We start from the raw sequence: 24,637 nt of genomic DNA, 5'->3' as shown, positions 1-24,637 counted from the left end.
TTACTTGGCAGGGGCGAAGACGCGCTGCACAGCGACGGCGGCGCCTCCGCGGGCCCATTCCTCGAAGGGCAGGGGCCTGACGACGAGGTCGCAGTCGGCCGCGGCGCCGAAGGCACGGGCGGCGAAGGTGGAACGGATCTCGTCCTCGTACAGGTCGTAGGTGGCCAGGCCCTCGCCCGAGATGATGATGCGTTCGGGTCCGACGAGGTTGGCTACGGAGGCCAGCGCCAGCCCCATGGCACGGCCGGCCCGTGAGAAGACGGCGCGGACGCCGGAGTGCCCGGCATGGGCCAGGCGGACCGCCTCATCCATCGTCAGCGCCGGGTCGCCCACGGCCTGGCGCGCCTGCTCCGTGATGGCCTGTGTGGAGGCGACGGCTTCGACGCAGCCGGTGTTGCCGCAGGTGCACACCCGGTCGGTACCGCCCACGGGAAGGTGGCCCACCTCTCCCGCGACTCCGTGGGCGCCGGAAACCACCCGGCCGCCGATGGAGATGCCGCAGCCTATGCCCGCGCCGACGGTGACCACGGCGAAGGACGACAGTCCGACCCCCGCGCCGAACCACTGTTCCGCGACGGTCAGGGCGCGGACGTCGTTCTCGATGACGGTCGGTATCCCCGTGGCCGCCCTGACGAGGTCGGCGAGGGGGACGCGGCGCCAGTTCAAGAAGGGGGAGTACTGGACCGTACCGGTGTGGCCGTCGACGTCTCCGGAGATCGTGACGCCGATGCCCTGGATGGCACCTGGTTCACGTTCACGCGGCGCCACCTGCGCGCTCAGCCGGTCGACGAGCCGGGCGATGGCCAGTACGACCGTACCGACGTCGCGGGAACCGAGTCCGGCTCGGGCGGTGGCCCTGGTCTGTGCGGTGAGGTCGGCCAGCACACCGATGAGTTCGTCGCCGGTGATCTTCATACCCACGAAGCGGGCCCGCTCCGCACGCACCGCGATCAACGTGGCCGGCCGGCCATTGGTGCGCTCGGCCGAGCGACCCAGCTCGACGATCCACCCGTCGGTCAGCAGGGGTGTGGCGACCTTGGTGATCGCGCCGGCCGACAGGCCGGTGCGTCGCCCGACATCAGCGCGCGTGAGCGGGCCGTGCGCGAGCAGGGTCTGGAACAACAGAGCGGCCGCGGGAGGCCGGTCGGCGAGCGTCATACGGCGACCATACATTTCCATTGGAAAAGAAGGAAGACGTGATTTCCTCTCGGGATGCATCAGCATGCCTCTCTCGCCACCCGAATCCTGTTCCATTCTTTCCGCGAATGACGATGATTCGGGCAGCACAATATGTTGACGCTGGAAGAAAAGCGCGGCTAAATTCGCCGCACCTCGTCAGGTGGATGGGACGTCCACCGACGCAGGTGGCGGCCCGTTTCCTCCGCAACCGACGGGCAAGTCTCCCCTCGGCTGCGCACCGGAACGAAAGTCGCCCTGGCCACAAGGGCGGATCCGAACGCCCACTCAACCAATCGCCCGTGTGGCCGATCACGCATGGGCACTTCCAGGGCTGTCAAGAGCCCCGCCGTGTCCTTTCGCGCCGAGAAGGAGTAACCATGGCTCGTCCAGCAGGACCCGCACCCTCCGCACGCCACAGACTTCGTACCGACGGCGTGCGGCGCTTTGCCCTGCCCGTCCTGGCCGCCACCGCTCTCGTGGCGTCGTTCGCGGTACCGACCGCCGCATCCGCCGCATCCGCAGCCGCCTCGTCCACACCGCCGTCGAACGCGGGCCACCAGCAGTCGCTCCTGGCCGCCAAGCCGTACATGGGCTGGAGCAGCTGGAGTCTGGAAGCTACCAGCTTCCCCGGCTACGGCGGGTTCAACTTCCTCACCGAGGCAAACGTCAAGCAGCAGGCCGACGTGATGGCCGCGAAGCTCAAGTCCCATGGCTACGAGTACATCAACGTGGACGCGGGGTGGTCGAACGGCGTCGACGAGTACGGCCGGCCGACCCCGAACCCCACCACGTTCCCGCACGGTATGAAGTCCCTGGGTGACTACCTCCACGCCAAGGGCCTCAAGTTCGGAATGTACCTGGGCGTGGGACTCGACCCCGCCGCGTACAACGACGGGAAGACCGCGATCCACGGCGCGCCCGGCTGCACCACCTCGGACATCGTCTACCCCGACCTGCGTAAGACCAACGGGTGGAACTCCGCGTACAAGATGGACTTCGCCAACCCCTGTGCGCAGAAGTACGTCGACTCCCTTGCCGACGAACTGGCCGGCTGGGGCGTGGACTTCCTGAAGGTCGACGGGGTGGGGCCGGGCTCGTGGCAGGGTGACGCGGACCACGACAACACCTCGGACATCAAGGCGTGGCACACCGCGCTCCAGCAGGCCGGCCGACCGATCCAGTTGACGCTGTCCTGGTCGATCAGTCACACGCGGGCCGAGACCTGGAAGGCCAACTCCAACGGCTGGCGTGTCGACACCGACGTCGAGTGCTACTGCAACACGCTCGTGACGTGGAACAACTCCGTGAAGGGGCGCTGGAACGACGTCGTGCAGTGGATCGACGACGCCGGGCCGGGTCACTGGAACAACCTCGACTCCCTGAACGTGGGAGTCGGCCCCATGGACGGCCTCACCGAGGCCGAGCGGCAGAGCTACATGACGCTGTGGGCCATCGAGTCGGCGCCACTGTACTCGGGTGACGACCTCACCAAGCTTGACCCGTACGGGCTGAAACTGCTCACCAACGACGAGGTGATCGCAGTCGACCAGGCCGGCAACCCCGCCCGTCCGGTCAGCCAGACCACGAACCAGCAGACCTGGTACGCCCGCAATGCCGACGGCAGTTACACCGTCGCGTTGTTCAACCTGGGTTCCGGCTACAGCGACGTCACCGCGGACTTCTCCGACCTGGGCATCAACGGCACCGCAGCGGTCCGTGACCTGTGGAAGCACAAGAACCTCGGCCGCTTGTCCGGGCAGCTGACGCAGAACCTGCCGCCGCACGGCTCGCGGCTGTTCACCTTCACCCCGACCCAGCAGGGCAACAAGCCCGGCACTCCGCTGGGCGTGCATGGCACCGCCGCTACGCCGACGAGTGTCTCGCTCGCCTGGAACAAGGTGAACACCGGTAAGTCACCTGTCACCGACTACACCGTCTTCGCCGACGGCCGGCCGATGACCACCACCACCGGCACCTCGGCCACCGTTCACGGCCTGAGTGCCGCCGACGCCCACTCCTTCACCGTCGTCGCTCACGATGCCGAGGGGCGCGCTTCGGATGCGAGCAAGGCCGTCACGATCACCACGCCCGCGTCCGGCGGTCCCGCCGCCTACGAGGCCGAGGCACCCGGCAACACCCTCACCGGCAACGCCGGCGTCGCCGGCTGCGCCGGCTGCTCCGGTGGGCAGAAGATCGGCAACCTCGGTGGAGGCGTTGTGGCCATCACCCACGTGAGTGCCCCGAAGGACGGCACGTACCTGATGAAGCTGGACTACGTGGACGGCGACTCGAGTCGGGTCATCGAGCTCACCGTGGGCGACACCACGCTCCAGATTCCGGTGCCCGGCACCAATGACAACAGCTGGGGCGCCCCGCAGTCGCTCACCGTCCCCGTGCCGCTGAAGGCGGGCGACAACACCCTCAGCTTCGGCAACGCCACGGACTACGCGCCCGACATCGACAAGATCACCGTCTGATCCGGCAACGCACGAAGGAAGGTGCCGTGGTGGTCACATCACAGGGCAACCGCACGACGTCGGCGACACCGCAGTCCGGTGCGCCCGTCGCGGTGGCCACCACGGCCACCTCGCCGGTCCGGAGAAAGAGCTCGCCGCGGAAGTGAGGACCCCCTCTACTGCGCCGCGAGTGTCGAGCGGCGGCCGGCGCGGCTGGACGTACGACTGCTGCGCGTCGACCCGCAAGGGGCAACCCGAGCGGGCCGGCGCGCAGCAGCCGTTCCAGCCGCTGCGGCAGCCGATCGCGTCAGTCGACGACCCTCTCAACGGCCGGCTGGACCTGCGACGGCACGGCGGCCGCGCCCCGGGCGGCGCGGCCGTCCGCATCCTGCAGCTACTCATCGCCCCGACCGCCTCGTGACCACGCCTCCGGCCCAGTGCACAGCTCCTCGTGAAAAGCTGGGAGCGACGCAGGCTGACCCTCTCCCGACGGCACGGCTCATCCGGCCACCGCTGACGCCTGTTCGGTGACAGGGGACGTACGCCTCAAACCGGCGAACCTGCCCGGACAGAAAAACTAGGCGCTGACCCCGTGCAGGAGCAGGGCCTGCTGCGGGTCGAGTGTCGGCATGGGCAGGCCGAGCTCCGCGGCGATGGCGCCAGAGACGACGAAGCCGTCGCGCTGAGCGGATTCGAGCCAGGCCGGAGCGTTCTCGTGCAGGGACGCCGCGCCGACCTCACTGCGGACGCGGAAGCGGTACCGTCGCGTCGGGTCGAGACCGGGCAGGCGGATCCGACCGGGCTGCACAGGATTCGACGTGGTCAGCCGCGCCCATGTGTACAGGGCCTCCGTGCCGTCCTGCGCCACCACACCGGTGAGGAGCGTCGCCTCGTCGGCGAGGTCGGCCCTGACAAGCCGCCCGGAGTGGAGAAGTCCACGAAGCTCCTTGTAGAGCTCGGCCCACGCGGCGATGGTGTCCAGTTCGTCGTCCGAGCACGCCGTCAGGTCGGTTTCGATCCCGGCGTGGCCGAAGAGCGCGGTGGCCAAGCGGAACGACAGGGGTGTCACCCGGCCCGTCGTGTGGGCCCGCGACGCGCCGACATGTGAACCGATGAACTCCAGCGGGATGAGTTGGGCGGTCCAGCGCTGGATGTTCTGCCGTTCGACCGGGTCATTGCAGTCCGAGGCCCATACGCGGTCGGTGCGCTGGAGGATGCCGAGGTCGATGCGCCCCCCACCGCTCGCACACGACTCGATCTCCAGTCCCGGGTGCCGGCTCCTGAGGGTGTCGATCAGGCGGTAGAGCGCGAGTGTTTGCGCCCGGACGCCGGCGCGTCCATGGGCGCGCCGCAGCGCCGCCTCGTGGAGCTCCCGGTTGTGATCCCATTTGATGTAGTCGAGCCGGTACTCGGTCACGATCGAGTCGATGCGCTCCAGTACGTACTGCCAGGCGTCGTCGTCGGCGAGGTTCAGCACGTACTGGTGCCGGATGGCCGGTCCCTCGCCTCCGGAGGGAGCCAGAAGCCACTGCGGATGATCGGCCGCGAGGCGGGAGCGGAGATTCACCATCTCCGGCTCGAACCAGAGACCGAACTGCATTCCCTTGCCGCGGACCGCGTCAACGAGCGGCCAGAGCCCGTCCGGCCACACGTCCTTGTCGACGTACCAGTCGCCAAGGCCCGCCGTATCGTCGCGGCGTCCGGCGAACCAGCCGTCGTCCAGCACGATGCGCTCGGCTCCGACGCGCGCGGCCCGGTCGACCAACTCGTGCAGCGTGCCGATGTCGTGGTTGAAGTAGACGGCTTCCCAGGTGTTCAGGGTCAGCGGTCTGGGCGTCGTGCGGCGAGGCCGGCCCCGGAGCATCGCGTGAAAGGCATCGGAGATGCCGTCCATGCCCGCGTTCGACCACGCGAAGTAGGCCGTCGGGCTGCGGTAGGTCTCGCCCGGGTTCAGGACGACCTCACCGGGCAGGAGGAGTTCGCCCGCACCGACGACCGAGCGGTGGACCCCGGCCCCTTCCGGCAACTGTTCGAGGAGGTAACGCTGGTTACCGCTCCACCCCAGGTGCACCGCCCATATCTCGCCGTGCGTGAAGCCGAAGGACGCGGTTCCGGCCATGAGCAGGTACGGGGAGTCGAGCGACGGCCTCCCGCGCCGGCTCTCCCGCAGCCATGTGCCAGGCAGGATGGGGCTGCGTTGCGGGCTCCGCTCCCTCGCCCACTTTCCGGTGAAGTCGACGCATTCGACGGCGCGCTCGGGGAGCGGCAGGAGCGCGGTGAGCGCGTCGAGGTGGTAGGGGGTCGCAGCGCCGGCGTCCACGGAGATGGACAGGTCCACGGCGAGAATGTCGTACTCGTCGAGCCGATACGTCAGTACCGCGGTGAGGCCGGACGCCTGGTCGGAGAGTGTGAGCTGCAACGACATCTTCGTTGGATCGAAGAAGTGATCGCTCAGCACGAATCTGGAGAACGGTGAACCGTCCCGCAGATGCCCCTCAATGGCGGGTGTTCCCGACCAGGCGTCGCCCTCGGTGGCCAGTACCGTGAAGTATCGAGGATCGTCGGTTGAGTTGTGCGTGGACGACGGGATCGAGGTGCAGTGAAGCGCCGTGAGGTCGTCGACGTCCAGTTCCCCAAGGTTCAGACCCCAATGCAGGATCCGCGGTACCGGGCGCGATAGCTCGACCAGCAAGGATGCGTTCCGGCCGTGGAGCGCGACGATCTCGGCGGTCGGCGTCACTGTGTGCATGTTTCCCTGTCCACGCTTGTGATAAGGATCGGCTCAATAACCTACTGCTTGCCGGCCAGGAGCGCCTTGCTCTGCTCCTGCATCTTCGGGAAGATGCTCTCGTCGGCCTTGTTCGTGAAGTAGGACTCGAACTGCGGCACCATCGCGTTGGTCAACGCATTGCCGTTGTTGTACACCGGGGAGGGGAAGAGTTCCTTGTTGTTCACGTAATCCGTGAAGACCGAGAAGTCGATTCCCTTGGCGGACTGCTTCTTGCCCAGGGCGTCCATCGACGCGGCGATGGAGGGAAGGAACGACCCGTTGTACTCGGCTGCCTTCGTCTGGCAGGCCTCGCTCTCCTGGTAGGAGATCCACTTCCAGGTCTCCTCCGGGTGCTTGCTTCCCACCCAGATGTTGTTGCCGTTGGAGTTCGACATCAGCGCCCGCTTGCCGTCCGACCCGGCGGGGAGCGGCGCCACGCCGACCTTCATGCCCGGCAGTGCCGCGAGCGCGGCCGCGTCCCAGGTGCCGCCCTCGTACAGGGCCACGTTGCCGGAGCCGAGCTGCTGCGTGCCGGCGGTGGTGAACTGCTTGAACTTCGGCGAGAAGCCGTCATTGGTCATGTCGCGTATGAGTTTCAGGGACTGGACGACCTTCGGGTCCGCGTAGTTGAAGACGGTCGGCCACTGGTTGGCGTTCGGAATGTTGACCCCGTCGCTGGGCAGCAGCCAGCCCCAGTAGTTCTGGCCGAACGGATCCCCGGTCGCCTCGAGGTTGTTGATCCCGTAGGTCTTCACCTTGGCCGCGTTGAAACCGGGTTCGTCGCCCCGGACACCCTTTTCGTCGACCGTCAAATGCTTGATCATTTTCCAGAGTGTGCCGCCGTCCTTCGCGGTCCAGGTCAGGCTGTCGACATCCTTCTTGCTGTACCCGGCCTTGGAGAGGACTTTCTGGTCGTAGTACAGCACTCCGGTCGCCCAGTCCATCGGCAGGGCGTACTGCTTGCCGTCCTTGTACTTCCAGGCGCTCGTACCGATCGAGAACTGGTTCATGTCGAGGTTGTCGCCCTTGATGAACTTGTCCAGCGGCATGAGCTGCCCCTGGCTCGCGTACGAGTCCAGGTACGTCACGCTGTTCATGAAGGCGTCGGGAGCGTCCCCGGCGACGAATCCGGAGGTCAGCTTGGTGAAGTAGGCGTCGACCTGGTACTGCGAGATCTTGACCTTGATGTTGGGGTTGGCCTTCTCGAACCCCGGGAGGCACTGCTCGTAGGCGGCGGCCTGCTCCGGGGACCAGCTCCACCAGTTGACCGTGACCGCCCCCGAGCTTTCGGAGGAGCCCGCGCCACAGCCGGCCAACGTCGCCAGCACGGCGGCACACGCGGCAACGGAGGTGATCCGCTTGATTCTCATACCATCCCTCTTTCCGGGTTCTAGCACTTCGATTGTCGAGATGTCGCCGGTCACGTCGTCCCCACCCCGGACCCACGTCAAGGGCCACCGGGGCGGCGGCGTCACGGCCGTCACGGACATGAGGACCGCTGGTTGCATATGTGCCGCGGCGGCCGGGCGGCTCGGGACGCGCTCTACTTGATTCCGGTAAAACCGATCGAGTCGACGATGCGTTTTCCGAAGATCGTGAAGAGCACGAGCATGGGGAAGGCTGCGACAAGCGCGGCCGCCATGAGCCCGGCGTAGTCGGGCTGGCTCTGGGGCGACGCCTGCTGGAAGATGCCCAGGGCCACCGTCAGCGGCCGCACGCTCGGGTCATTTGCCACCATCAGCGGCCAGAAGTAGTCGTTCCACGCAGTGATGAACGTGAGCAGTGACAGGGTCGTCAACGGACCGGCCGTCATGGGGACGGTGATTCGGAAGAGCAACCTGAACCGACCGACGCCGTCGATGAGCGCGGCGTCCTCGATGTCGCTGGGCAGTCCCAGCATGAACTGCCTCAGGAAGAAGATGTTGAACGCCGAGAACAGCGCACCCGGCAGGATGAGGCCGGCGAACGTGTTGGTGAGGCCGAGGTCGTGTATCAGGACGAAGTTCGGCAGCAGCGTCATGATTCCGGGAATCATGAGACCGCTCAGGAAGATGGAGAAGACCAGGTTCCGTCCTCGCCACTGCAGGCGGGAGAAGGCGTACGCCGCGAGGAGTGAGCAGAAGACCACGAGGGCCGTGAGCGTGGTCGCGTAGATGACGGAGTTCCGGACGAAGGACCCGAGTTCGATGGAGGCGCCCGAGCCCCCCTCGGCGATGGCTTCCGCACGCGTGGCCAGCCCGAGCACCCGCTTGAACGGTCCGAGCGTGAAATCGACGGGCACCAGCGAGGAGGGGTTGCGGGTGAGCGCGTAGTTGTTGGAGAGAGCCGTCCGGAGGATCCAGTAGAAGGGAAAGACCGTGACGAGGAGGAAGAGCGCGAGGTACGTCCAGGCGAGCGTCTTTCCCACCGGTACGCGGCGTCGCCGTGTGCCGTTCACGGTTGGCGGCATTCTGGTCGCTACGCGCGTCTCGTCGATGAGGTTCGTTGCCATCGTTACGCCTTCAGTTCGTGTCTGAGTCGTTCGCGCGAAGCAGACGCATCTGGATGAAAGTGATCGCTAGCAGCATGACGAACAGAGCCATGGACATCGTGAGTGCGTAGCCGAAGTTGAATTCGCTGAACCCCGTCTTGTAGATGTAGAGCGGCAGCACGTTCGAAGCGTTGGCCGGCTCTCCCTTGGTGGTGACGGCGACAAGGTCGAAGACCTGGAACGAGCTGATCACGGTCAGGACGATGACCATCGCCATGATCGGGCGGAGCAAGGGCAGAGTGAGCTTCGTGAACATCCGGACTTCGCCGGCGCCGTCCATCCGTCCGGCCTCGTAGATCTCGCCGGGAATTGTCTGGAGACCGGCGAAGATCAGGATCGCGTTGTACCCCATCGACTTCCAGACGGCAATCACGGCGAGCGAGGGGATGACCCATCCCTGAGAGCCGAGGAAGAGGATGTTGTGGCCGAACACTGCCTTTACGACGACGTTGACGATGCCGAGTCCGGGATCGAGCATCCACTGCCACACCAAGGCGGCGACGACACCGGAGATCAGGAACGGCAGGAGCACAAGACCGCGAATGACCGTCGACTTGGTCAGCCGGTGCAGAATGACCGCGGTGGCCAGTGACACGGCGAGTCCGACCACGACGGTGAGCGCCACGAAGTACAGCGTCGTTCGAAGCGATTCCCAGAACACGCTGTCCGAGAGCAGTTGCCGATAATTGGCGATACCGCTCCACGTGGGGGGCGTCAGGATACGGAAGTCCGTAAAGCTGAGATAGATTCCGCGCAATGTCGGATATGCAGCGAAGACCGCGAATCCGACGGTGGCCGGGAGGATGAGGATGAGGGCGAGGCGCCCGTCGTTGCGGCGCGATGGACTCCTGCTCACCGTGCCGCGGTCACGACGACCCGGCGAGACGCTGCTTCTCGCGGATGTGGATGCCACAGTCAGCTCTCCTTCGATGACGCAAGCGCCCGCAGGGGCGATGTGTGGCGGTGCGGAGGGGTGTGGCGAACTCCGAGGATCGTCGAGCAGAGCGGGGCGTGCGGCGCCGGTCGTGAATGATCGAATCGTCCGGTGCAGGTGCCGTGAGCACGCGTGGATCGGGGGCTGCGGTGGTCCGGATGAATCCCGGTGTTCCCGTGTCGGTGTGCCCCGCGTATCGCCGCCGGCCGCCGAATGAACTGAGGGTCGCCTCGGTCCGCGGTCGGGTCTTTCTGCGCTTCTGAGATATCCATGCTTCACCTATTCCCCGCATTGCTGTCAACCCGCCCTCGATAGCAGCCTCGGTCGCACGGAGAAATACGCGCGTTGACGTGTACGGGATCGCGATTGTTAATACTGCGGGCCACGGTGGTGATCTGGTCGTAATGTAGCTGACATTCAGGCATGCTCGACCGTCCGTTGCAACGCCGCATCTCGAATGTGCTCGATCCGCACAGCGAATAAGGGCGATTGGTGGACTATTCGAACGTGATGGCCGGTGTGCTCGACCCGTCGACCGGCATGGTCCGGCGGGCGTGGCGGCATCGTCTGATGCCGATTCAGTCGCCCACTGGTGGACAGACGGTGGTGAGGTGTGCCGATCCGGTCGGCGGTGCCTGCCAGGTTCCTGGCAAACACCGCTGTTCCTGGCCGGCGCCGTCCTTCCTGGCGTGGTTCACCGTCGCTTCAGTCCGCCCGTCCCGGCAGGCATCGCGATGGCGCGAGGGCTTCAGTCCAGGCTGGTACGAGACGTAACTGTTCAGGGGTTTCAGTTCGTTGTGGGCAGCGTCCATGGCCGCCCGCGAAGAGGTCGCGTAGGGCGGTGAGGGGGTTGGTGCCGTGTTTGCGCACGGTGGAGATGTAGGAGCGGATCCGGGCGAAGCGTCTCGCGCCGGTCAGGGCCCGCCAGGATCCGAAGATCTTCTGTTGCGCTTTGATCATTCTTAGGTCGCGCTCAGCCTGGTTGTTGTCGAAGGGGACCGCGAAGTTGACCATGTACCGCTGCTACTCCTCGGTGCGGTCCCGCAGTCGTTCAGCCAGCGCCCGGGCCTTGGGCTTGGGTCCGCTGCCGGGGTAGGGGTGGGCGGCGATGCCGCACAACGCGGCGTTGCGGTAGCGCTCTTGGAGGCCGGTCGGTGCGTGGGTGTCCAGATGGTGCTGTCCGGCGGCCGGCGCGTCCGCGACCGCATCCTTGGCCTCGAGCAGTACGTCGATCATCGCCTGTGCCCAGGTGGTGTCGTGACGGGTGTCCCCGGTGACGGCGTGCCGCGCATCGCCCGCAAGGGCATCGAGTCCTCCCAGCGGCTGGGCCGCCACCGTTGGACTGTGGAGGAACGGTGGCCTGGCTTGCCGGATGCCGCCGCTTGCACCGCCGCTACGAACGCAAGGCCGCGCACTTCCTGGCCTTCGTCGGCATCGCCGCCACCCTCATCTGCTACCGCAGGCTCGGCGGCCGCGCGCCGCGGTAATTCGATGGCGCGCGCGAAACAGTGTGCCCACCCTGGTCCCCGTGGCAGAACCCAAATACCAGATTCGAGCCCTGCACACGGACTCCACAGTCACCGTCTACCAGGCGTACGCGCCGGTGATTGGTCTGCCGGCCGCTCGGGAGGGCCGTCTCCCGGCGGTGTGGCAGCGGGACCGGATGACATGGATCAAACCGTCGTTCCTGTGGATGATGTACCGCTGCGGGTGGGGCACCAAAGAAGGCCAGGAGACCGTCCTCGCCGTCGAGATCTCCCGCGAAGGCTTCGAGTGGGCACTGGAACACGCCTGTCTGTCCCACTACGAGCATGGGCTCCACGTCGACCGCGCCATGTGGAAGCGCCAATTGAAGCGGGCTCCGGCCCGGGTGCAATGGGACCCCGAACGCGACCTGCACCTTCAGCCGCTTCCCCACCGGTCGCTCCAGCTCGGCCTCGCCGGCGAAGCCGCACATCTCTACGCCGACGAGTGGATCACCTCCATCACCGACATCACCCCGCTCGTCTACACGATCCACGCGCACGTACAGGCCGGAGACCTGGACGCCGCACGGCAACTCCTGCCCCGTGAACGCCCCTACCCCGTGAACCATGGGATTCTGGCTCACCTATGCCAATGAGCTAGACCGCGAATTGAGATGATCTCTAAATAGTTACTACGAGACTATGCCCGCCGCAGGCCCGATCCGGTCTTACTGCACGGCCTACCACGACTCATATCCGGTCATCGCGATGACTGGACACGCTGTGACGCCGTCCAGGGCAGTTGAGTCGTTGCTCGGCACGGGATGCCCGGCGGACGCCAGGACGACAAGGTGCTCTCGCCAGATGCCACGGGCGGACCAGCGCCTGATCGGTCGGCTCGGGTCGATGCGGCCGCAGCGCGACGGCTGCCCGCCGCCGGGACCAGCCCAGCAGCCGGGGAGGGAGGGCGGCCTGGCCCGGCGCCGGGACGCCTTGGCACGTCGAGCACGCCGCGGCGCTCAGCCGGGGCCGGGAGCAGCTGTATTCGTAGTACGGAACGCAGGTATTCGCGATACGGCATTGTCAACCGGAAGCCCACCGTGGCTGAATATCTCTGCTCGACACCCGTGGGTGTGATCCACGCGCAGGACGAGAGGCGCCGAGTGGGACCTGAGATGCCTGACGATGTGTTCGGCCTGCTGCTGCCTGCGTCAACAGACTTGACGTCAGGTGACGGAGGCAACGTCACCACGTCGGCCGAGACGTGCGCGCTTTCGTGGTGTCGCTTCCTGAGACCTTGACGGATTCCACCGCTTCCCCGCAGGCCTGGCCGACTCCCGTGGTGGCGATTCGTATGGCGGACGGCAAGATCGGTACCGGCGTTGCCGAAGTCGGATCGAAGGCGTCGGCGCAACCGCAGCCCGGAGCCGGGCGTCGTGCAAACGAGCAACCACCGGAGTAATTCATGATCACCGCAGCCCCACCGGTCAGGGTCGGTCGAACCGATCTGTACGCTCCCCGACTCGGCCTGGGGACCGCCGTCCTCGGCAACTTCCAACAGGCGCTCAGCGACGAGGACGCTGTCGCCGTGATCGACCGGGCGCTCGGCCACGGCATCCGCTACCTCGACACCGCGCCGCTGTACGGGCACGGACTCGCCGAGCAGCGGGTCGGCCGAGCCGTCGCCAAGGTGCCGCGGGACGAACTGGTCATCTCCACAAAGGTCGGGCGGCTGCTGCGCGAAGGCGCCCCGCCGGACGAAAGCCAGTTCCACGAGGGCGTTCCGTTCTACCGGGATGTCCCGTCCGCCGGTCCGGTGTGGGACTTCAGCTACGACGGCGTCCGTCGATCAGTGGAAGAGAGCCTGGAGCGCGCTGGTGTCGACCGATTCGACATCCTCCATCTGCACGACCCCGACAATCACCTCGCGGAGGCCGGCACCGCCGCTTACCGCGCGCTGCGGGATCTTCGGTCCGAGGGCACGGTGCAGGCGATCGGGGCGGGCATGAACAACTCCCGGCCACTCGCCGATCTGGTCCGTTCCTGCGACTTGGACGTGGTGCTCCTCGCTGGTCGGTACACCCTGCTGGACCAGACATCGATGAACGATCTGATGCCGCTCTGTGCGGAGCGCGGCGTCTCGGTCGTGGTCGGTGGCGTCTTCAACAGCGGCGTTCTGGTCGACCCGACGCCCGGTGCGAACTTCGACTACGTTCCAGCCGACGACGAGGTCCTCGCCAAGGTGTCAGCGATCCAGTCGGTCTGCAGAAGCCACGGCGTGCCACTCGCCGCGGCGGCTGTACAGTTCCCGCTCGCGCATCCGAGCGTGTGCACGGTACTGATCGGGCCCCGTACCGTCGACGAACTCGACACGGACCTGGCGCTGTTCGATGTCGAGATCCCGCCGCAGCTCTGGGTGGATCTCCGGCGCGACGGACTACTCGGCGACGACGTCCCGACCCCGCAGTGAGGAGACATGGTGAACAGCACGACGGTAGGCATCGATGCCCATCAGCACTTCTGGGATCCCGCACGGTATTCGTATCCGTGGATGGCGGGCGACGTGATGGACCCGGTACGCCGGGCGTTCACGCCGGATGACCTGCTGCCGTCCGTACGCGGGGCGAACATCGGCGGGACGGTCCTGGTACAGACGCTCTCCAGCCTCGACGAGACACGCGAGTTCCTGGAACTGGCGGAGGCCACCGATTTCGTGCACGGCGTGGTGGGTTGGGTCGACCTGACGTCCCCGGCCGTCAGCGACGATCTCGACGCGCTGGTGGAGGGCCCGTTCGGTCGCTGGCTGGTCGGCATACGGCACCAGGTGCACGACGAACCGGACCCGGACTGGCTCGGTCGCGACGACGTGCGGCGCGGCCTCGCCGCGGTGCAGCGGCGCGGCCTCGCCTACGACCTGCTGGTTCGGGCCCGGGAACTGCCGGCGGCAACCGAAGCGGTCCGACGGTTCCCCGAGCTGCAGTTCGTACTCGATCACATTGCGAAACCGCGCATTGCCGACGGCCAGGACGATCCATGGATGCAGCGCATGCCGGCGCTCGCGGCGCAGCCGAACGTGTCGGTCAAGCTGTCCGGCATGGTCACCGAGGCAAACTGGGCCTCCTGGACGCCTGACGACCTGCGGCCGTTTGTCGACCGCGTCGTGAATTGGTTCGGACCGGACCGCCTCATGTTCGGCTCGGACTGGCCGGTCTGCCTGCTTGCCAGCACCTACGAGGAGGTCATCGCAGGCTTGACCGCCACGCTGATGCCAACGAGCCCTAACGAGATCGCTCAGATCTTCGGCGGCAACGCGCAGCGCGTGTACCGACTGGACAACGCCGGCGGGCGTTCAGGCGGGTGACCTGTTGCTGTCCCAGGAAGGCTCCGGCGCCGTCGTCGAGGGCTCGCCGAGTTCAGCCGCGTACCGCTTCAGAATGGCTTCACAGCCTGTGAGCTGCGGCTTTGTCGGACGATCAGCTGGCTCGGTGGTACTCATTGGTCAGTCCGACGACGGCTTGACGGCGTTCGATCCGGGCTGGTGGCCGGGGGATGACGTTGGCATCGTTCAACGGCGCGAGTTGGCCCCGACCTTGATGTGGGCGATGCCGGTTGAAGTGGCGCGCGTAGTCGTTGACGACCTTCTCGGCGTGGCCGCGGTCGAAGATCAGGAGCCGGTCGGTGCACTCCTCGCGTGCTGAGCGTACGAACCGCTCGGCGTGGGGATTGCAGTTGGGGGAGCGCGGAGGGATTTTGGTGACGTTGATGCCCTCGCTGACGAGGATGTCGTCGAAGCTGGCGGGGAACTTCGTGTCCCGGTCTCAACCCCACCAGGGCGATGTGGGACGGCGACCATCGAGCAGGTCTGCAAGCTGACAGGGCTCGTCGGTCCGCGTCGGCGGGCACTCGTCCTCCTGGCGGCCCTCACAACCTCCGCCCGGAGAGCCGGCGGAACTGCGCCGGCCGGACATCGACAGGCACGGGGCCTTCTGGCCTGGTGTCGATCCCGCAATCCACACCAGGCCAGAAGGCCCTCACTCATTTCAAGATCCCTCACCCGAGACCTGGATTCACCCGTCCACAACCTCCTGGACACAACACCTAGCCCGCAACCGACACCTCACGTGCGGCCGGGGCCGCCTCGCGTCGGCCGTCGGTGCTGAGCGCGTGCAGGATCTCCTCCACGCTCTGCTTGGCGTCGCCGAAGAGCATGCTGCTGTTCTCGCGGAAGAACAGCGGGTTTTGCACGCCCGCGTAGCCGGAGGCCATGGAGCGCTTGAAGACGATGACTTGCTCCGCCTCCCAGACCCGCAGCACTGGCATGCCGGCGATGGGGCTGCCCGGGTCCTCGGTTGCGGCCGGGTTGACGGTGTCGTTCGCGCCGATGACCAGCACCACCGAGGTGTCGGCGAAGTCGTCGTTGATCTCGTCCATCTCCAGGACGATGTCGTAGGGCACTTTCGCCTCGGCCAGCAGCACGTTCATGTGCCCGGGCAGGCGCCCGGCGACGGGGTGGACGCCGAAGCGGACTTCGACGCCCCGCTCGCGCAGCTGTCGCGTCAGCTCCGCGACCGAGTGCTGGGCCTGGGCGACAGCCATGCCGTAGCCGGGGGTGATGATCACTGAGCGGGCCTGGGCGAGCATCTCGGCCGCCTCCGCGGCGCGCACCTCGCGGTGCTCGCCCTGCTCCTCCTCACTACCGGACGGCGCCTCGATGCCGAAACCGCCCGCGATGACGGAGATGAAGGAGCGGTTCATCGCCTTGCACATGATGTAGGACAGGTAGGCACCGGAGGAGCCGACCAGGGCGCCCGTGACGATGAGCAGGTTGTTGTCGAGCAGGAAGCCGGCCGCGGCCGCCGCCCAGCCCGAGTAGCTGTTCAGCATGGAGACGACGACGGGCATGTCGCCGCCGCCGATCGAGGCGACCAGGTGCCAGCCCAGGGCCAGCGCCAGGACGGTCACCGTGATCATCAGCGGCAGGTTCGGGCTGATGGTGAACCAGACCGTCAGCGCGACGAAGGCGCCGAGCGCGCCGAGGTTCAGCGCGTTCTTGCCCGGCAGCATCAGCGGACGGGACTTGATGCGGGCCGACAGCTTCAGGAACGCGACGATCGAGCCGGTGAAGGTGACCGCGCCGATGAAGATGCCGATGAACACCTCGGCGTGGTGGATGCCCAGCAGATCGGCGCCGATTGCGGTCTGCGCCGAGCCGCGCGACTCCACCTCCAGGTAGCTGTTCCAGCCCACCAGCACCGCGGCGAGGCCGACGAAACTGTGCAGCACCGCGATCAGTTCGGGCATCTGCGTCATCTCGACCTGGCGGGCTCGCCACAGGCCGAGCGCCGCGCCGAGGGCCATGGCCAGCACGATCAGGGCCACCGCGCCGGCGGTGATGCTCTGCGCCGCGACTACGATCGTGGCGACCAGCGCCAGGGCCATGCCGGCGATGCCGTAGACGACGCCGGCGCGGGAGGTGCGGTGCTGGGACAGGCCCGCCAGGCTGAGGATGAACAACAGGGCGGCGACGAGGTCGGCCGCGTGGGAGGCCGTCATGGAGGTCATCTCGGCTCAGCCTTTCGAGAACATGGACAGCATGCGGCGGGTGACGGCGAAACCTCCGAAGACGTTGACGCTCGTCAGTAGGATCGCCACGAAGGACAGCGTGGTGACGATCCAGCTCTCGTGCCCGATCTGCAGCAGGGCGCCGATCACGACAATCCCGGAGATCGCGTTGGTCACCGACATCAGCGGTGTGTGCAGCGCGTGGTGCACCTTGCCGATGACGTAGTAGCCGATCACCACCGCCAGCGCGAACACGGTGAAGTTCGCGGCGAGTTGCGCGGGGGCGAAGGCCACCAGCAGGAACATCGCGAGCATGCCGAGCCCGATCAGGCCGAAGCGTCCCGCAGACGTCAGCTTCGGCTGTTTGGGCTCGGGCTTGGCGGGCGCGGTCGCGGGCTGCGCGGCGGGCGCGGCCGAGACCGCGACGGGCGGCGGCGGCCAGGTGACGTCGGCCTCCCGCACCACGGTAACGGCCCGCTGCACGACATCGTCGAAGTCGATCGCCAGCTGCCCGTCCTTGCCCGGCGTGAGCAGCTTGATCAGGTTCACCAGGTTGGTGCCGAACAGCTGTGAGGCCTGTGCGGGCAGCCGGGAGGCGAGGTCGGTGTAGCCGATGATGGTCACGCCGTTGTCGGTCACCACCGCCCGGCCCGCGACCGTGCCCTCGACGTTGCCGCCCTGGGTGGCGGCCATGTCGACGATGACGCTGCCCGGCTTCATGACGGCCACGTCCTCGGCCGTCAGCAGGCGCGGCGCCGGCCGGCCCGGGATCAGCGCGGTGGTGATCACGATGTCCACGTCCTCGGCCTGCTGATGGTAGAGCTCGGCGGCGGCGCGGTCATAGTCGGCGGAGGTCGCCTTGGCATAGCCGTCGGTGCTCGCCTCCTGAGCGACGTTCACCGGGAGGTACTCGCCGCCCAGCGACTTCACCTGGTCCGCGACCTCCGGCCGCGGGTCGGTGGCACGCACGATCGCGCCGAGGCTGGAAGCGGCGCCGATCGCCGCCAGGCCGGCCACACCCACGCCGGCCACCAGGACCTTCGCCGGCGGCACCTTGCCCGCCGCGGTGACCTGGCCGGTGAAGAACCGTCCGAAGACGTGCGCCGCCTCGATGACCGCGCGGTAGCCGGCGATGTTCGCCATCGAGGACAGTACGTCCATCGACTGTGCGCGCGAGATGCGCGGCACCGCGTCCAGCGCGAGGGCGGTCACGCCGGCGTCGGCGAGCGCCTGAAGCAGCTCGGGGTTCTGTGCCGGGGCCAGCAGGGCGACCACGGTCGCGCCCTCCCGCAGCCGGGCGATCTCCGAGCCGGAGGGGGCGTTCACCTTCAGAACGACATCCGCGTCCCAGGCCTCGCCGACCTCCGCGCCAGCATCGACGTAGGCCTGGTCGGCGAAGCCGGAGGCCTCACCGGCCTCGGGCTCGACCACGACCTCGTAGCCGAGCCCCAGCAGCAGACGCACCGTCGCGGGGGTCGCCGCGACGCGCGTCTCCCCGGGGACGGACTCGGCGACCACGCCCATGCGCTGGGGAGGATGGTGTGCGGGTTCTTGAGCAGACATGTCCTGTATCTCTCGTCAGAGGAGTGCTCGAGGGGGGATCTGCGATCGCTGGAGCGTACCCGCCGGACGGATGCGGGCCAACGTGAGCAGACCGCGATGTGCTTCACCTTGCGTACCGGCCGAGAACGATCACGTGTGCTTCTCCCTGGCTGGGTGGGGGAGTTTCCCGCCCGTCAATGGGCCACCGCGGAACCCCTCGGTCGGACAAGGATAGCGAGGATCGAATACTGTATGCAATATCTAGCTTGTGGCTTCTGATTACGCAGCGTTGATAGGCATATATGGAAAGGGCTGAATATGGCATGCGGGTCTTCAATCGAGAGGAGCCACCATGAAGATCGCAGTCCTCGGGGCCGGTGCGATCGGTGCGTACGTCGGTGCCGCACTGCACCGGGGCGGTGCCGAGGTCCACCTCGTCGCCCGTGGCGAGCACCTGCGTGCCATGCAGGCCGACGGGGTTCGTGTGAACAGTCCGCGCGGCGACTTCACTGCCCGGCCGCACGCCACGGACGACCCCGCCGAAATCGGCCCGGTGGACTACGTGTTCCTCGGGATGAGGGCGCACTCGTATCCGTCCTGCGGACCTCTCGTCAAGCCGCTGCTCGCCGATCACACGGCGGTCGTGGCCGGGCAGAACGGCATCCCCTGGTGGTACTTCCATCGGCTGATGGGGCCCCACGAGGGCCAACGCGTGCAGGCTGTCGAGCCGGGCGGTGCCACCAGTGCGGTCCTGTCGCCGGAACGGGCCATCGGCTGTGTCGTCTACCCGGCCACCGTCATCGAGGCGCCCGGAGTGATCAAGCACTTGGAAGGCACCCGGTTCTCCCGGGGGAGCCCTCGGGTCACGTCTCCGAGTGCTGTACGGCGTTGAGCGAAGCCTTCATCGCCGGTGGTCTGAGGGCGCCGGTCGAGCCCCGTCTGCGCGACGACATCTGGATCAAGCTCATGGGCAATGTGGCGTTCAATCCGCTCAGCGCGCTCACCCGGGCGACCATGGTCGAGATCTGCCGCCACCCCCAAACACGGCGGCTGGTCGCCCAGTTGATGGAGGAGACCCTGGACATCGCGGCCCGGGTCGGCAGTGAGCCGGACATCTCCATCGAGAGGCGGCTGCGCGGTGCCGAGGGGGTCGGACACCACAAGACCTCGATGCTGCAGGACCTGGAGGCCGGCAAGCCGCTCGAACTCGACGCCGCGGTGATCGAGATCGCCGACATCACCGGCGTCGAGGCGCCCACGCTGAGGGCCATCCACGCGGCAACGGACCTGCTTGCGCGTCGCAATGCCGAGAGTGCTCCAGGTGCCGGAGCCCAGTCCGGCGCCGTACCCGCGTGAGCATCCGCCTCTTGGCCCTCACCCAGACACCCTTCGCAGCCCAGGCCCTCGACATCCTCTTGACGGGCAATCGGCGCTTCGTCGCCGGAGATCCGCAGCACCCCAACCAGGACGCCGCACGTCGCGCCGCCCTGGCGCCCGGTCAGCATCCCTTCGCCGTGGTCTTCGGATGCTCCGACTCACGACTGGCCGCGGAGATCATCTTCGACCGTGGGCTGGGGGACCTCTTCGTGGTGCGTAGAGCCGGGCACGTGCTGGGTTCCGAGGTGCTCGGCAGCATCGAGTACGGAGTCGGCCAACTGGGCTGCCCTCTGGTGGTGGTGCTGGGACACGACGCGTGCGGTGCGATCCGCGCCGCGCGCACGGCCCTGGCGGAGGGCCTGGCTCCGGCCGGGTACGTGCGCGACGTCGTCGAGCGCGTCACGCCCAGCGCGCTGGCCGTCCGTGCGGCGGGCCTGAGCGAGGAGCCCGACATCGTGGACGAGCACCTAGGCACCCCGTGGACCTGCTGCTGGACCGCTCGCCCGCGCTCGTCGGCGGGCCGACCGACGTCGTCGGCCTGTCCTGCCACCTCGACGACGGACACGTGAGGCTGGTCATCAGCCGCGGCCTGGACGGCGTCGCGGCCACCTGAGTCGTCCGGACTCCGTACAGACCACACCGCCTCATCTCCCTTCAAGAGAAGGGAGATGAGGCGGTGTCATGCGCCTGGGCCGGGTCAGCCGGCCGAGGCCTCCTGCGGCTGCCGCAGCAGCTGCGCTGCGGCGACGACCACGGGATCCAGGCCGTCCGCCTCGGAGTCCACCAGCTCGAACAGCCGGGTGCGCATCCTCATTGAATACCGCATGCAGTCGTCAACGTCTCCGTCCACCGTCGGGAGCGCGTGGATGGTCAGGTGAGCGCTTCGGCGCTGATCGGCTCGGCGGCCGCCGAGCCCGTGGCCGGCAGCGTGGCCAGCCACTCGAGGACGGTGCTCAGCGCGTCATCGCGCCTGCCGCCCTCCCATCTGAGCCTCGCGCTCGCCGGGACCAGCACGGGGTCGGCGCAGACAGTGGACGCGCCGCTGCCGCGCGGGCCCGCGCCGGTGGGCCGAGCCGGCACGAACAGACCTGGGGCGTCCGCCGGGACCAGCCAGAGGTCCGGCCTGTCGCTGCCGTCGGCCGGCCGGGAGGACCAGATGTAACTGTCGGCCTCGCCGGCCCCGACGACGTCGCGTTTCCGGGCGCGGAGGGCCACCACGTCGCCGGTGCGCGTCGCCGTCGAACCCGCCGGGGGAGCCGGGCAGCCCGAGCCGCCCGGCCCGCCGCCGTCACCGAGGTCGGCCAGAGCGAGAGTGCTGAGGTGATCGCCGGCGGCGGCCTTCCGGCGCACCCAAGGCGTGCCGTACGCCTCGATGAGGGCCACGGCAGCGTAGTGGGACCGGAGAACAGTGCCGGTGGCCGGGCAGGCGCGGGACACCTCGGTCACGACCTCGGTGGCCTCGACGAGTCGGAGGCCCCCGCCACCGAGGTGGGTAGAGACGGTGAGGCCGAGCAGTCCTGCCTCTCCGAGGGCAAGCACGGAGGCGCGCGGAAACCTCTCGCGTGCGCGGGTCTGCCCGGCGGAGGGCTCGATGGTGCTGCTCAAGACGTAGGAGAGAGCGGAGCGGTACGACATGGAGCGTCTCCCTGAAGTCCGGGCGAGCGGGGAGCCTCCTCCGGCATATTGCATACTGTATGCCATCTGCAATATGCCGACCCTTTGTTCGTTCTTGGGGAAAACCTCAACTTCCAGCCTGGGTCACTTGGATCACACAAGAGCTAAGGTCCACTGCACTGCATACAGTATTCACTTCTTGTTGCTGTCCCATCGCGCTCCGCGACGAACGAGTGAGGTGACCCGGTGACCACCGCGATCAGCAAGCCCACCACTGACACCAAGGCACTGGACGGTGTCCGTGTGCTGGACATGACTCACGTCCAGTCGGGGCCCTCCGCGACCCAGATGCTCGCCTGGCTCGGCGCGGACGTCGTCAAGCTGGAGGCGCCGTCCGGTGACATCACGCGCACACAGCTGCGCGACCTCCCGGACGTCGATTCCCTCTACTTCACGATGCTCAACTGCAACAAGCGGAGCATCACGCTCAACACCAAGACCGAGCGCGGCAAGGAGCTCCTCACCGAGCTGATCCGCCGCTCGGATGTCATGGTCGAGAACTTCGGGCCGGGCGCGATCGACCGTATGGGCTTCACCTGGGAGCGCATCCAGGAGATCAACCCGCGGATCGTCTATGCCTCCATCAAGGGGTTCGGGGACGGCCCGTACACCGACTTCAAGGCGTACGAGGTCGTCGCGCAGGCCATGGGCGGTTCGATGGCCACCACCGGCTTCGAGGACGGGCCGCCGCTGGCCACCGGTGCTCAGATCGGCGACACGGGGACCGGCGTGCACGCCGTGGCCGGCATCCTCGCCGCCCTGCTGCAGCGGGAGAAGACCGGGCGCGGTCAGCGGGTCAACGTCGCCATGCAGCACGCGGTGCTCAATCTGTGCCGGGTGAAGCTGCGCGACCAGCAGCGCCTGGCTCACGGGCCGCTCGCGGAATATCCCAACGGGGACTTCGGCGACGAGGTTCCCCGCTCGGGCAACGCGTCCGGCGGCGGCCAGCCCGGCTGGGCGGTCAAGTGTGCGCCGGGCGGCCCCAACGACTACGTGTACGTCATCGTGCAGCCCGTCGGCTGGAGGCCGCTCAGCGAGCTGATCGGCTACCCGGAGCTGGCCGACGACTCCGAGTGGGCCACCCCCGAGGCGCGGCTGCCGAAGCTGGGCAAGATGTTCCAGCTGATCGAGGAGTGGACTTCCACTCTGCCGAAGTGGCAGGTGCTGGAAAGGCTGAACGCCCACAACATCCCGTGCGGGCCGATCCTGTCGACCAAGGAGATCATCGAGGACGAGTCGCTGATCGCCAACGAGATGGTGGTACGCGTCCCGCATCCCGAGCGGGGTGAGTTCATCACCGTGGGCAGCCCGCTGAAACTGTCCGACTCGCCGGTGGAGGTGACCACCTCCCCGCTGCTGGGCGAGCACAACAAGGAGATCTACATCGGCGAACTCGGCCTGGGCGGCGAGGAACTGCGGATGCTCAAGTCGAACGGAGTGATCTGAGCATGGTGCGGTGCCGCCGCCACTCGGCGGGAGCGGCCCGGCATCCGCCGCTTCCGACACGGCGACGCGGACCCCCGCTGCGCCCAACCCTCGATGGTGCGGACCGTCAAGACCGGTTCGTATGACAGGTCCGGCTCGGGCGCCGCTGCCCGGAGCCAGACCTCCCCGCACTGCACATGGAGTACCGACCAGGGGGCGCTGGCAAGTCTCTTAAGCAAGGGGAAAAGACATGACAATCGCATCATCCATACGACCTGCCTATCGAGAGGTCTCGGATGCGAACGGACGCGTGTACCGGGTCGGCGAGAGCCCCCGGGACATCCTCGGCGGGCCACGCTGGCTGATGGTGGTGTTGCCGTGGGTGGCCATGATGGCCATCAGCGTCGCGGAATACGCCTACGGCTCGGCCGAGGAGGTCCTGTCCTCGGCGCACGGCTGGACGTCCACCGACACCTTCTGGGTCCTGGGAGTGTGGACGGTCTTCCAGGCGGGAGTGGCCTTCCCGACGGGAAGGCTGCGCGAACGCGGGATCCTCACGGCCCGTGGGGCCATGCTGGTGGGAGCCGTCCTGGCCGGGCTCGGCTTCTTCGCCCTCAGCCACGCGCCGAACGTGACGCTGGCGATCCTGGGCTTCGGTGTCCTCGGCGGAGCGGGCGCCGGCATGGTCTACTCGACCTGCGTCAACATCGTCGGCAAGTGGTACCCGGAACGGCGCGGCGGCAAGACCGGCTTCGTCAACGGCGGTTTCGCCTACGGATCCGTACCGATGATCTTCGTGTTCACCTACGCCTTCGACGCCGGCAACTACCACACGGTGCTCGACTCGGTGGGCATCTACGTCCTGGGGTTCGTTGTGATCTGCGGCTGGTTCTTCAAGGACCCGCCCAAGAACTGGTGGCCCGAGGAGGTCGACCCGCTCGAGTACAGCAAGAACGCCAACGACAAGACGCTGTCCAAGAACCCCCCGGCCGTTCGGCAGTACGAGCCGATGGAGGCGATCCGCACCGGGATGCTCCCGCTGATGTGGCTCTGCCTGGTGCTGTGCTCCGGGGTCTCCATCTTCGGCATCTCCTTCCAGGTTCCGTTCGCGAAGGAGATGGGGTTCGGTCCGCTGGTGGCCGCCTCGTCGATGGGCATCATGTCCATCATCAACGGCACCGGCCGAGGCGTGACCGGCTGGGTGTCCGACCGGCTCGGACGGAAGCAGACCCTGATTCTGGTGATCGCGATCGAGGGCCTGTCGCAGTTCGGTGTCCTGTGGGCCGGTGACATCCGCAGTGAACCGCTGTTCCTCTTCTTCGCCTTCATCTCCGGTTTCGGCTCGGGCGCCTTCTTCCCGATGTTCGCCTCGCTGGTCCCGGACTACTTCGGTGAGAACAACAACGCCCAGAACTACGGTCTGGTGTACAGCTCCAAGCTGGTCGGCGGGCTGGCCGGCAGCGGCCTGGGCGCGACGGTCGTCGCGGCGTGGGGCTACTCCGGGGCGTACGTACTCGCCGGATGCTTCGGTCTGGTGTCGGCGGCGCTCGCGATGCTGCTGCGGCAGCCGGGCCGCACCGTGGAGCGCGGGGTTCGGGCGGGCTCGCTGCAGGTGAGCAGCGAAACGGCCTAGAAGACTGCTGAAAATCTCGGGTTCTGGCCCCGGCTCGGTGGAGTTGGGGCCAGTCTTGTGGGCATGCAGGGGGAATGGGCCGGGGAGAT

At 67.4% G+C, this 24,637-nt stretch carries 18 protein-coding genes and 3 pseudogenes; 10 read left to right on the top strand and 11 right to left on the bottom strand.

The genetic code is table 11. From position 1 onward, the window contains the following. Window positions 1-1,158 carry an ROK family protein gene (locus ACFYXB_RS37925; RefSeq protein ID WP_388505042.1) on the bottom strand — a complete coding sequence of 386 codons (1,158 nt, stop codon included), beginning with the start codon at window positions 1,156-1,158 and terminating at the stop codon, window positions 1-3. A 398-nt stretch (window positions 1,159-1,556) separates the two neighbouring features. Between ACFYXB_RS37925 and ACFYXB_RS37920 the strand changes: the two genes are divergently transcribed. Both ACFYXB_RS37920 and ACFYXB_RS37915 read left to right on the top strand, forming a co-directional pair. Continuing rightward, window positions 1,557-3,656 (top strand): fibronectin type III domain-containing protein, encoded by a 2,100-nt coding sequence (locus ACFYXB_RS37920; protein ID WP_389589542.1) that lies wholly within the window; start codon window positions 1,557-1,559, stop codon window positions 3,654-3,656. Between the two features lie 169 nt (window positions 3,657-3,825). Beyond that, on the top strand, window positions 3,826-4,056 hold the full coding sequence (locus ACFYXB_RS37915; RefSeq protein ID WP_351363067.1) for a hypothetical protein: 231 nt from the start codon (window positions 3,826-3,828) through the stop codon (window positions 4,054-4,056). Between the two features lie 156 nt (window positions 4,057-4,212). Here the strand turns inward: ACFYXB_RS37915 and ACFYXB_RS37910 are convergent, their stop codons facing one another. The 6 genes from ACFYXB_RS37910 to ACFYXB_RS37885 all read right to left on the bottom strand — a co-directional run bounded on the left by ACFYXB_RS37910 (window position 4,213) and on the right by ACFYXB_RS37885 (window position 11,204). Then, window positions 4,213-6,384 carry an alpha-galactosidase gene (locus tag ACFYXB_RS37910; RefSeq protein WP_389589541.1) on the bottom strand — a complete coding sequence of 724 codons (2,172 nt, stop codon included), beginning with the start codon at window positions 6,382-6,384 and terminating at the stop codon, window positions 4,213-4,215. Window positions 6,385-6,425: 41 nt separating this feature from the next. Continuing rightward, on the bottom strand, window positions 6,426-7,775 hold the full coding sequence (locus ACFYXB_RS37905) for an ABC transporter substrate-binding protein (protein WP_389589540.1): 1,350 nt from the start codon (window positions 7,773-7,775) through the stop codon (window positions 6,426-6,428). A gap of 173 nt (window positions 7,776-7,948) precedes the next feature. Further along, on the bottom strand, window positions 7,949-8,896 hold the full coding sequence (locus ACFYXB_RS37900) for a carbohydrate ABC transporter permease (protein WP_389589539.1): 948 nt from the start codon (window positions 8,894-8,896) through the stop codon (window positions 7,949-7,951). A gap of 10 nt (window positions 8,897-8,906) precedes the next feature. Next, window positions 8,907-9,854, bottom strand: a complete 948-nt coding sequence (locus tag ACFYXB_RS37895) for a carbohydrate ABC transporter permease (RefSeq protein WP_389589563.1) — start codon at window positions 9,852-9,854, stop codon at window positions 8,907-8,909. Between the two features lie 720 nt (window positions 9,855-10,574). Continuing rightward, entirely contained in the window at window positions 10,575-10,883 is a 309-nt protein-coding gene (locus tag ACFYXB_RS37890) for a transposase (RefSeq protein WP_389589538.1), read from the bottom strand. 9 nt (window positions 10,884-10,892) lie between these two features. Beyond that, on the bottom strand, window positions 10,893-11,204 hold the full coding sequence (locus ACFYXB_RS37885) for a hypothetical protein (protein ID WP_389589566.1): 312 nt from the start codon (window positions 11,202-11,204) through the stop codon (window positions 10,893-10,895). Here ACFYXB_RS37885 and ACFYXB_RS37880 point away from each other — a divergent pair. The 4 genes and pseudogenes from ACFYXB_RS37880 to ACFYXB_RS37865 form a co-directional block, all read left to right on the top strand. Next, a pseudogene (locus ACFYXB_RS37880) lies at window positions 11,154-11,356 on the top strand (transposase); the annotation flags it as partial. The gene ACFYXB_RS37885 and the pseudogene ACFYXB_RS37880 sit on opposite strands and share 51 nt — an antisense overlap. Before the next feature lie 41 nt (window positions 11,357-11,397). Next, on the top strand, window positions 11,398-11,991 hold the full coding sequence (locus ACFYXB_RS37875; protein WP_389589537.1) for a DUF4291 domain-containing protein: 594 nt from the start codon (window positions 11,398-11,400) through the stop codon (window positions 11,989-11,991). Between the two features lie 809 nt (window positions 11,992-12,800). Next, on the top strand, window positions 12,801-13,805 hold the full coding sequence (locus ACFYXB_RS37870; RefSeq protein WP_389589536.1) for an aldo/keto reductase: 1,005 nt from the start codon (window positions 12,801-12,803) through the stop codon (window positions 13,803-13,805). Window positions 13,806-13,811: 6 nt separating this feature from the next. Then, window positions 13,812-14,696 carry an amidohydrolase family protein gene (locus ACFYXB_RS37865; RefSeq protein ID WP_389589535.1) on the top strand — a complete coding sequence of 295 codons (885 nt, stop codon included), beginning with the start codon at window positions 13,812-13,814 and terminating at the stop codon, window positions 14,694-14,696. Between the two features lie 112 nt (window positions 14,697-14,808). On the opposite strand, the gene ACFYXB_RS37860 is transcribed toward ACFYXB_RS37865, so the two are convergent. From ACFYXB_RS37860 to ACFYXB_RS37850, 3 genes are all read right to left on the bottom strand, one after another. Next, window positions 14,809-15,084, bottom strand: coding sequence for an integrase core domain-containing protein (locus tag ACFYXB_RS37860; RefSeq protein WP_389589562.1), 276 nt, complete (start codon window positions 15,082-15,084; stop codon window positions 14,809-14,811). Between the two features lie 349 nt (window positions 15,085-15,433). Then, window positions 15,434-16,897 (bottom strand): Re/Si-specific NAD(P)(+) transhydrogenase subunit beta, encoded by a 1,464-nt coding sequence (gene pntB, locus ACFYXB_RS37855; protein WP_389589534.1) that lies wholly within the window; start codon window positions 16,895-16,897, stop codon window positions 15,434-15,436. Window positions 16,898-16,903: 6 nt separating this feature from the next. Next, the gene (locus tag ACFYXB_RS37850) at window positions 16,904-18,460 is read right to left on the bottom strand and encodes a Re/Si-specific NAD(P)(+) transhydrogenase subunit alpha (protein ID WP_389589533.1); all 1,557 of its coding nucleotides are present in this window, start codon (window positions 18,458-18,460) and stop codon (window positions 16,904-16,906) included. Between the two features lie 331 nt (window positions 18,461-18,791). On the opposite strand from ACFYXB_RS37850, the pseudogene ACFYXB_RS37845 reads away from it, so the two are divergent. Together ACFYXB_RS37845 and ACFYXB_RS37840 are read left to right on the top strand one after the other, a co-directional pair. Next, a pseudogene (locus tag ACFYXB_RS37845) lies at window positions 18,792-19,795 on the top strand (2-dehydropantoate 2-reductase). 11 nt (window positions 19,796-19,806) lie between these two features. After that, window positions 19,807-20,429 (top strand): annotated as a pseudogene (locus ACFYXB_RS37840) (carbonic anhydrase). A gap of 257 nt (window positions 20,430-20,686) precedes the next feature. Here the strand turns inward: ACFYXB_RS37840 and ACFYXB_RS37835 are convergent. Continuing rightward, entirely contained in the window at window positions 20,687-21,451 is a 765-nt protein-coding gene (locus ACFYXB_RS37835) for an acyl-CoA dehydrogenase family protein (RefSeq protein WP_389589532.1), read from the bottom strand. A gap of 225 nt (window positions 21,452-21,676) precedes the next feature. On the opposite strand from ACFYXB_RS37835, the gene frc reads away from it, so the two are divergent. After that, window positions 21,677-22,936, top strand: a complete 1,260-nt coding sequence (gene frc / locus ACFYXB_RS37830) for a formyl-CoA transferase (protein ID WP_389589531.1) — start codon at window positions 21,677-21,679, stop codon at window positions 22,934-22,936. A gap of 229 nt (window positions 22,937-23,165) precedes the next feature. Beyond that, window positions 23,166-24,548 carry an OFA family MFS transporter gene (locus ACFYXB_RS37825; protein ID WP_389589530.1) on the top strand — a complete coding sequence of 461 codons (1,383 nt, stop codon included), beginning with the start codon at window positions 23,166-23,168 and terminating at the stop codon, window positions 24,546-24,548. The last annotated feature ends 89 nt before the right edge of the window (window positions 24,549-24,637 follow it).

It is taken from the genome of Streptomyces sp. NPDC002619 (assembly GCF_042889305.1).
GTDB lineage: Bacteria > Actinomycetota > Actinomycetes > Streptomycetales > Streptomycetaceae > Streptomyces.
This window is presented reverse-complemented; position numbering and strand designations above follow the sequence as displayed.

Coding starts and splice junctions, on each gene's coding strand:
- ACFYXB_RS37925 (WP_388505042.1), bottom strand. CDS start 1,158: ATGACGCTCGCCGACCGGCCTCCCGCGGCCGCTCTGTTGTTCCAGACC.
- ACFYXB_RS37920 (WP_389589542.1), top strand. CDS start 1,557: ATGGCTCGTCCAGCAGGACCCGCACCCTCCGCACGCCACAGACTTCGT.
- ACFYXB_RS37910 (WP_389589541.1), bottom strand. CDS start 6,384: ATGCACACAGTGACGCCGACCGCCGAGATCGTCGCGCTCCACGGCCGG.
- ACFYXB_RS37905 (WP_389589540.1), bottom strand. CDS start 7,775: ATGAGAATCAAGCGGATCACCTCCGTTGCCGCGTGTGCCGCCGTGCTG.
- ACFYXB_RS37900 (WP_389589539.1), bottom strand. CDS start 8,896: ATGGCAACGAACCTCATCGACGAGACGCGCGTAGCGACCAGAATGCCG.
- ACFYXB_RS37890 (WP_389589538.1), bottom strand. CDS start 10,883: ATGGTCAACTTCGCGGTCCCCTTCGACAACAACCAGGCTGAGCGCGAC.
- ACFYXB_RS37870 (WP_389589536.1), top strand. CDS start 12,801: ATGATCACCGCAGCCCCACCGGTCAGGGTCGGTCGAACCGATCTGTAC.
- ACFYXB_RS37865 (WP_389589535.1), top strand. CDS start 13,812: ATGGTGAACAGCACGACGGTAGGCATCGATGCCCATCAGCACTTCTGG.
- pntB (WP_389589534.1), bottom strand. CDS start 16,897: ATGACCTCCATGACGGCCTCCCACGCGGCCGACCTCGTCGCCGCCCTG.
- ACFYXB_RS37850 (WP_389589533.1), bottom strand. CDS start 18,460: ATGTCTGCTCAAGAACCCGCACACCATCCTCCCCAGCGCATGGGCGTG.
- ACFYXB_RS37835 (WP_389589532.1), bottom strand. CDS start 21,451: ATGTCGTACCGCTCCGCTCTCTCCTACGTCTTGAGCAGCACCATCGAG.
- ACFYXB_RS37825 (WP_389589530.1), top strand. CDS start 23,166: ATGACAATCGCATCATCCATACGACCTGCCTATCGAGAGGTCTCGGAT.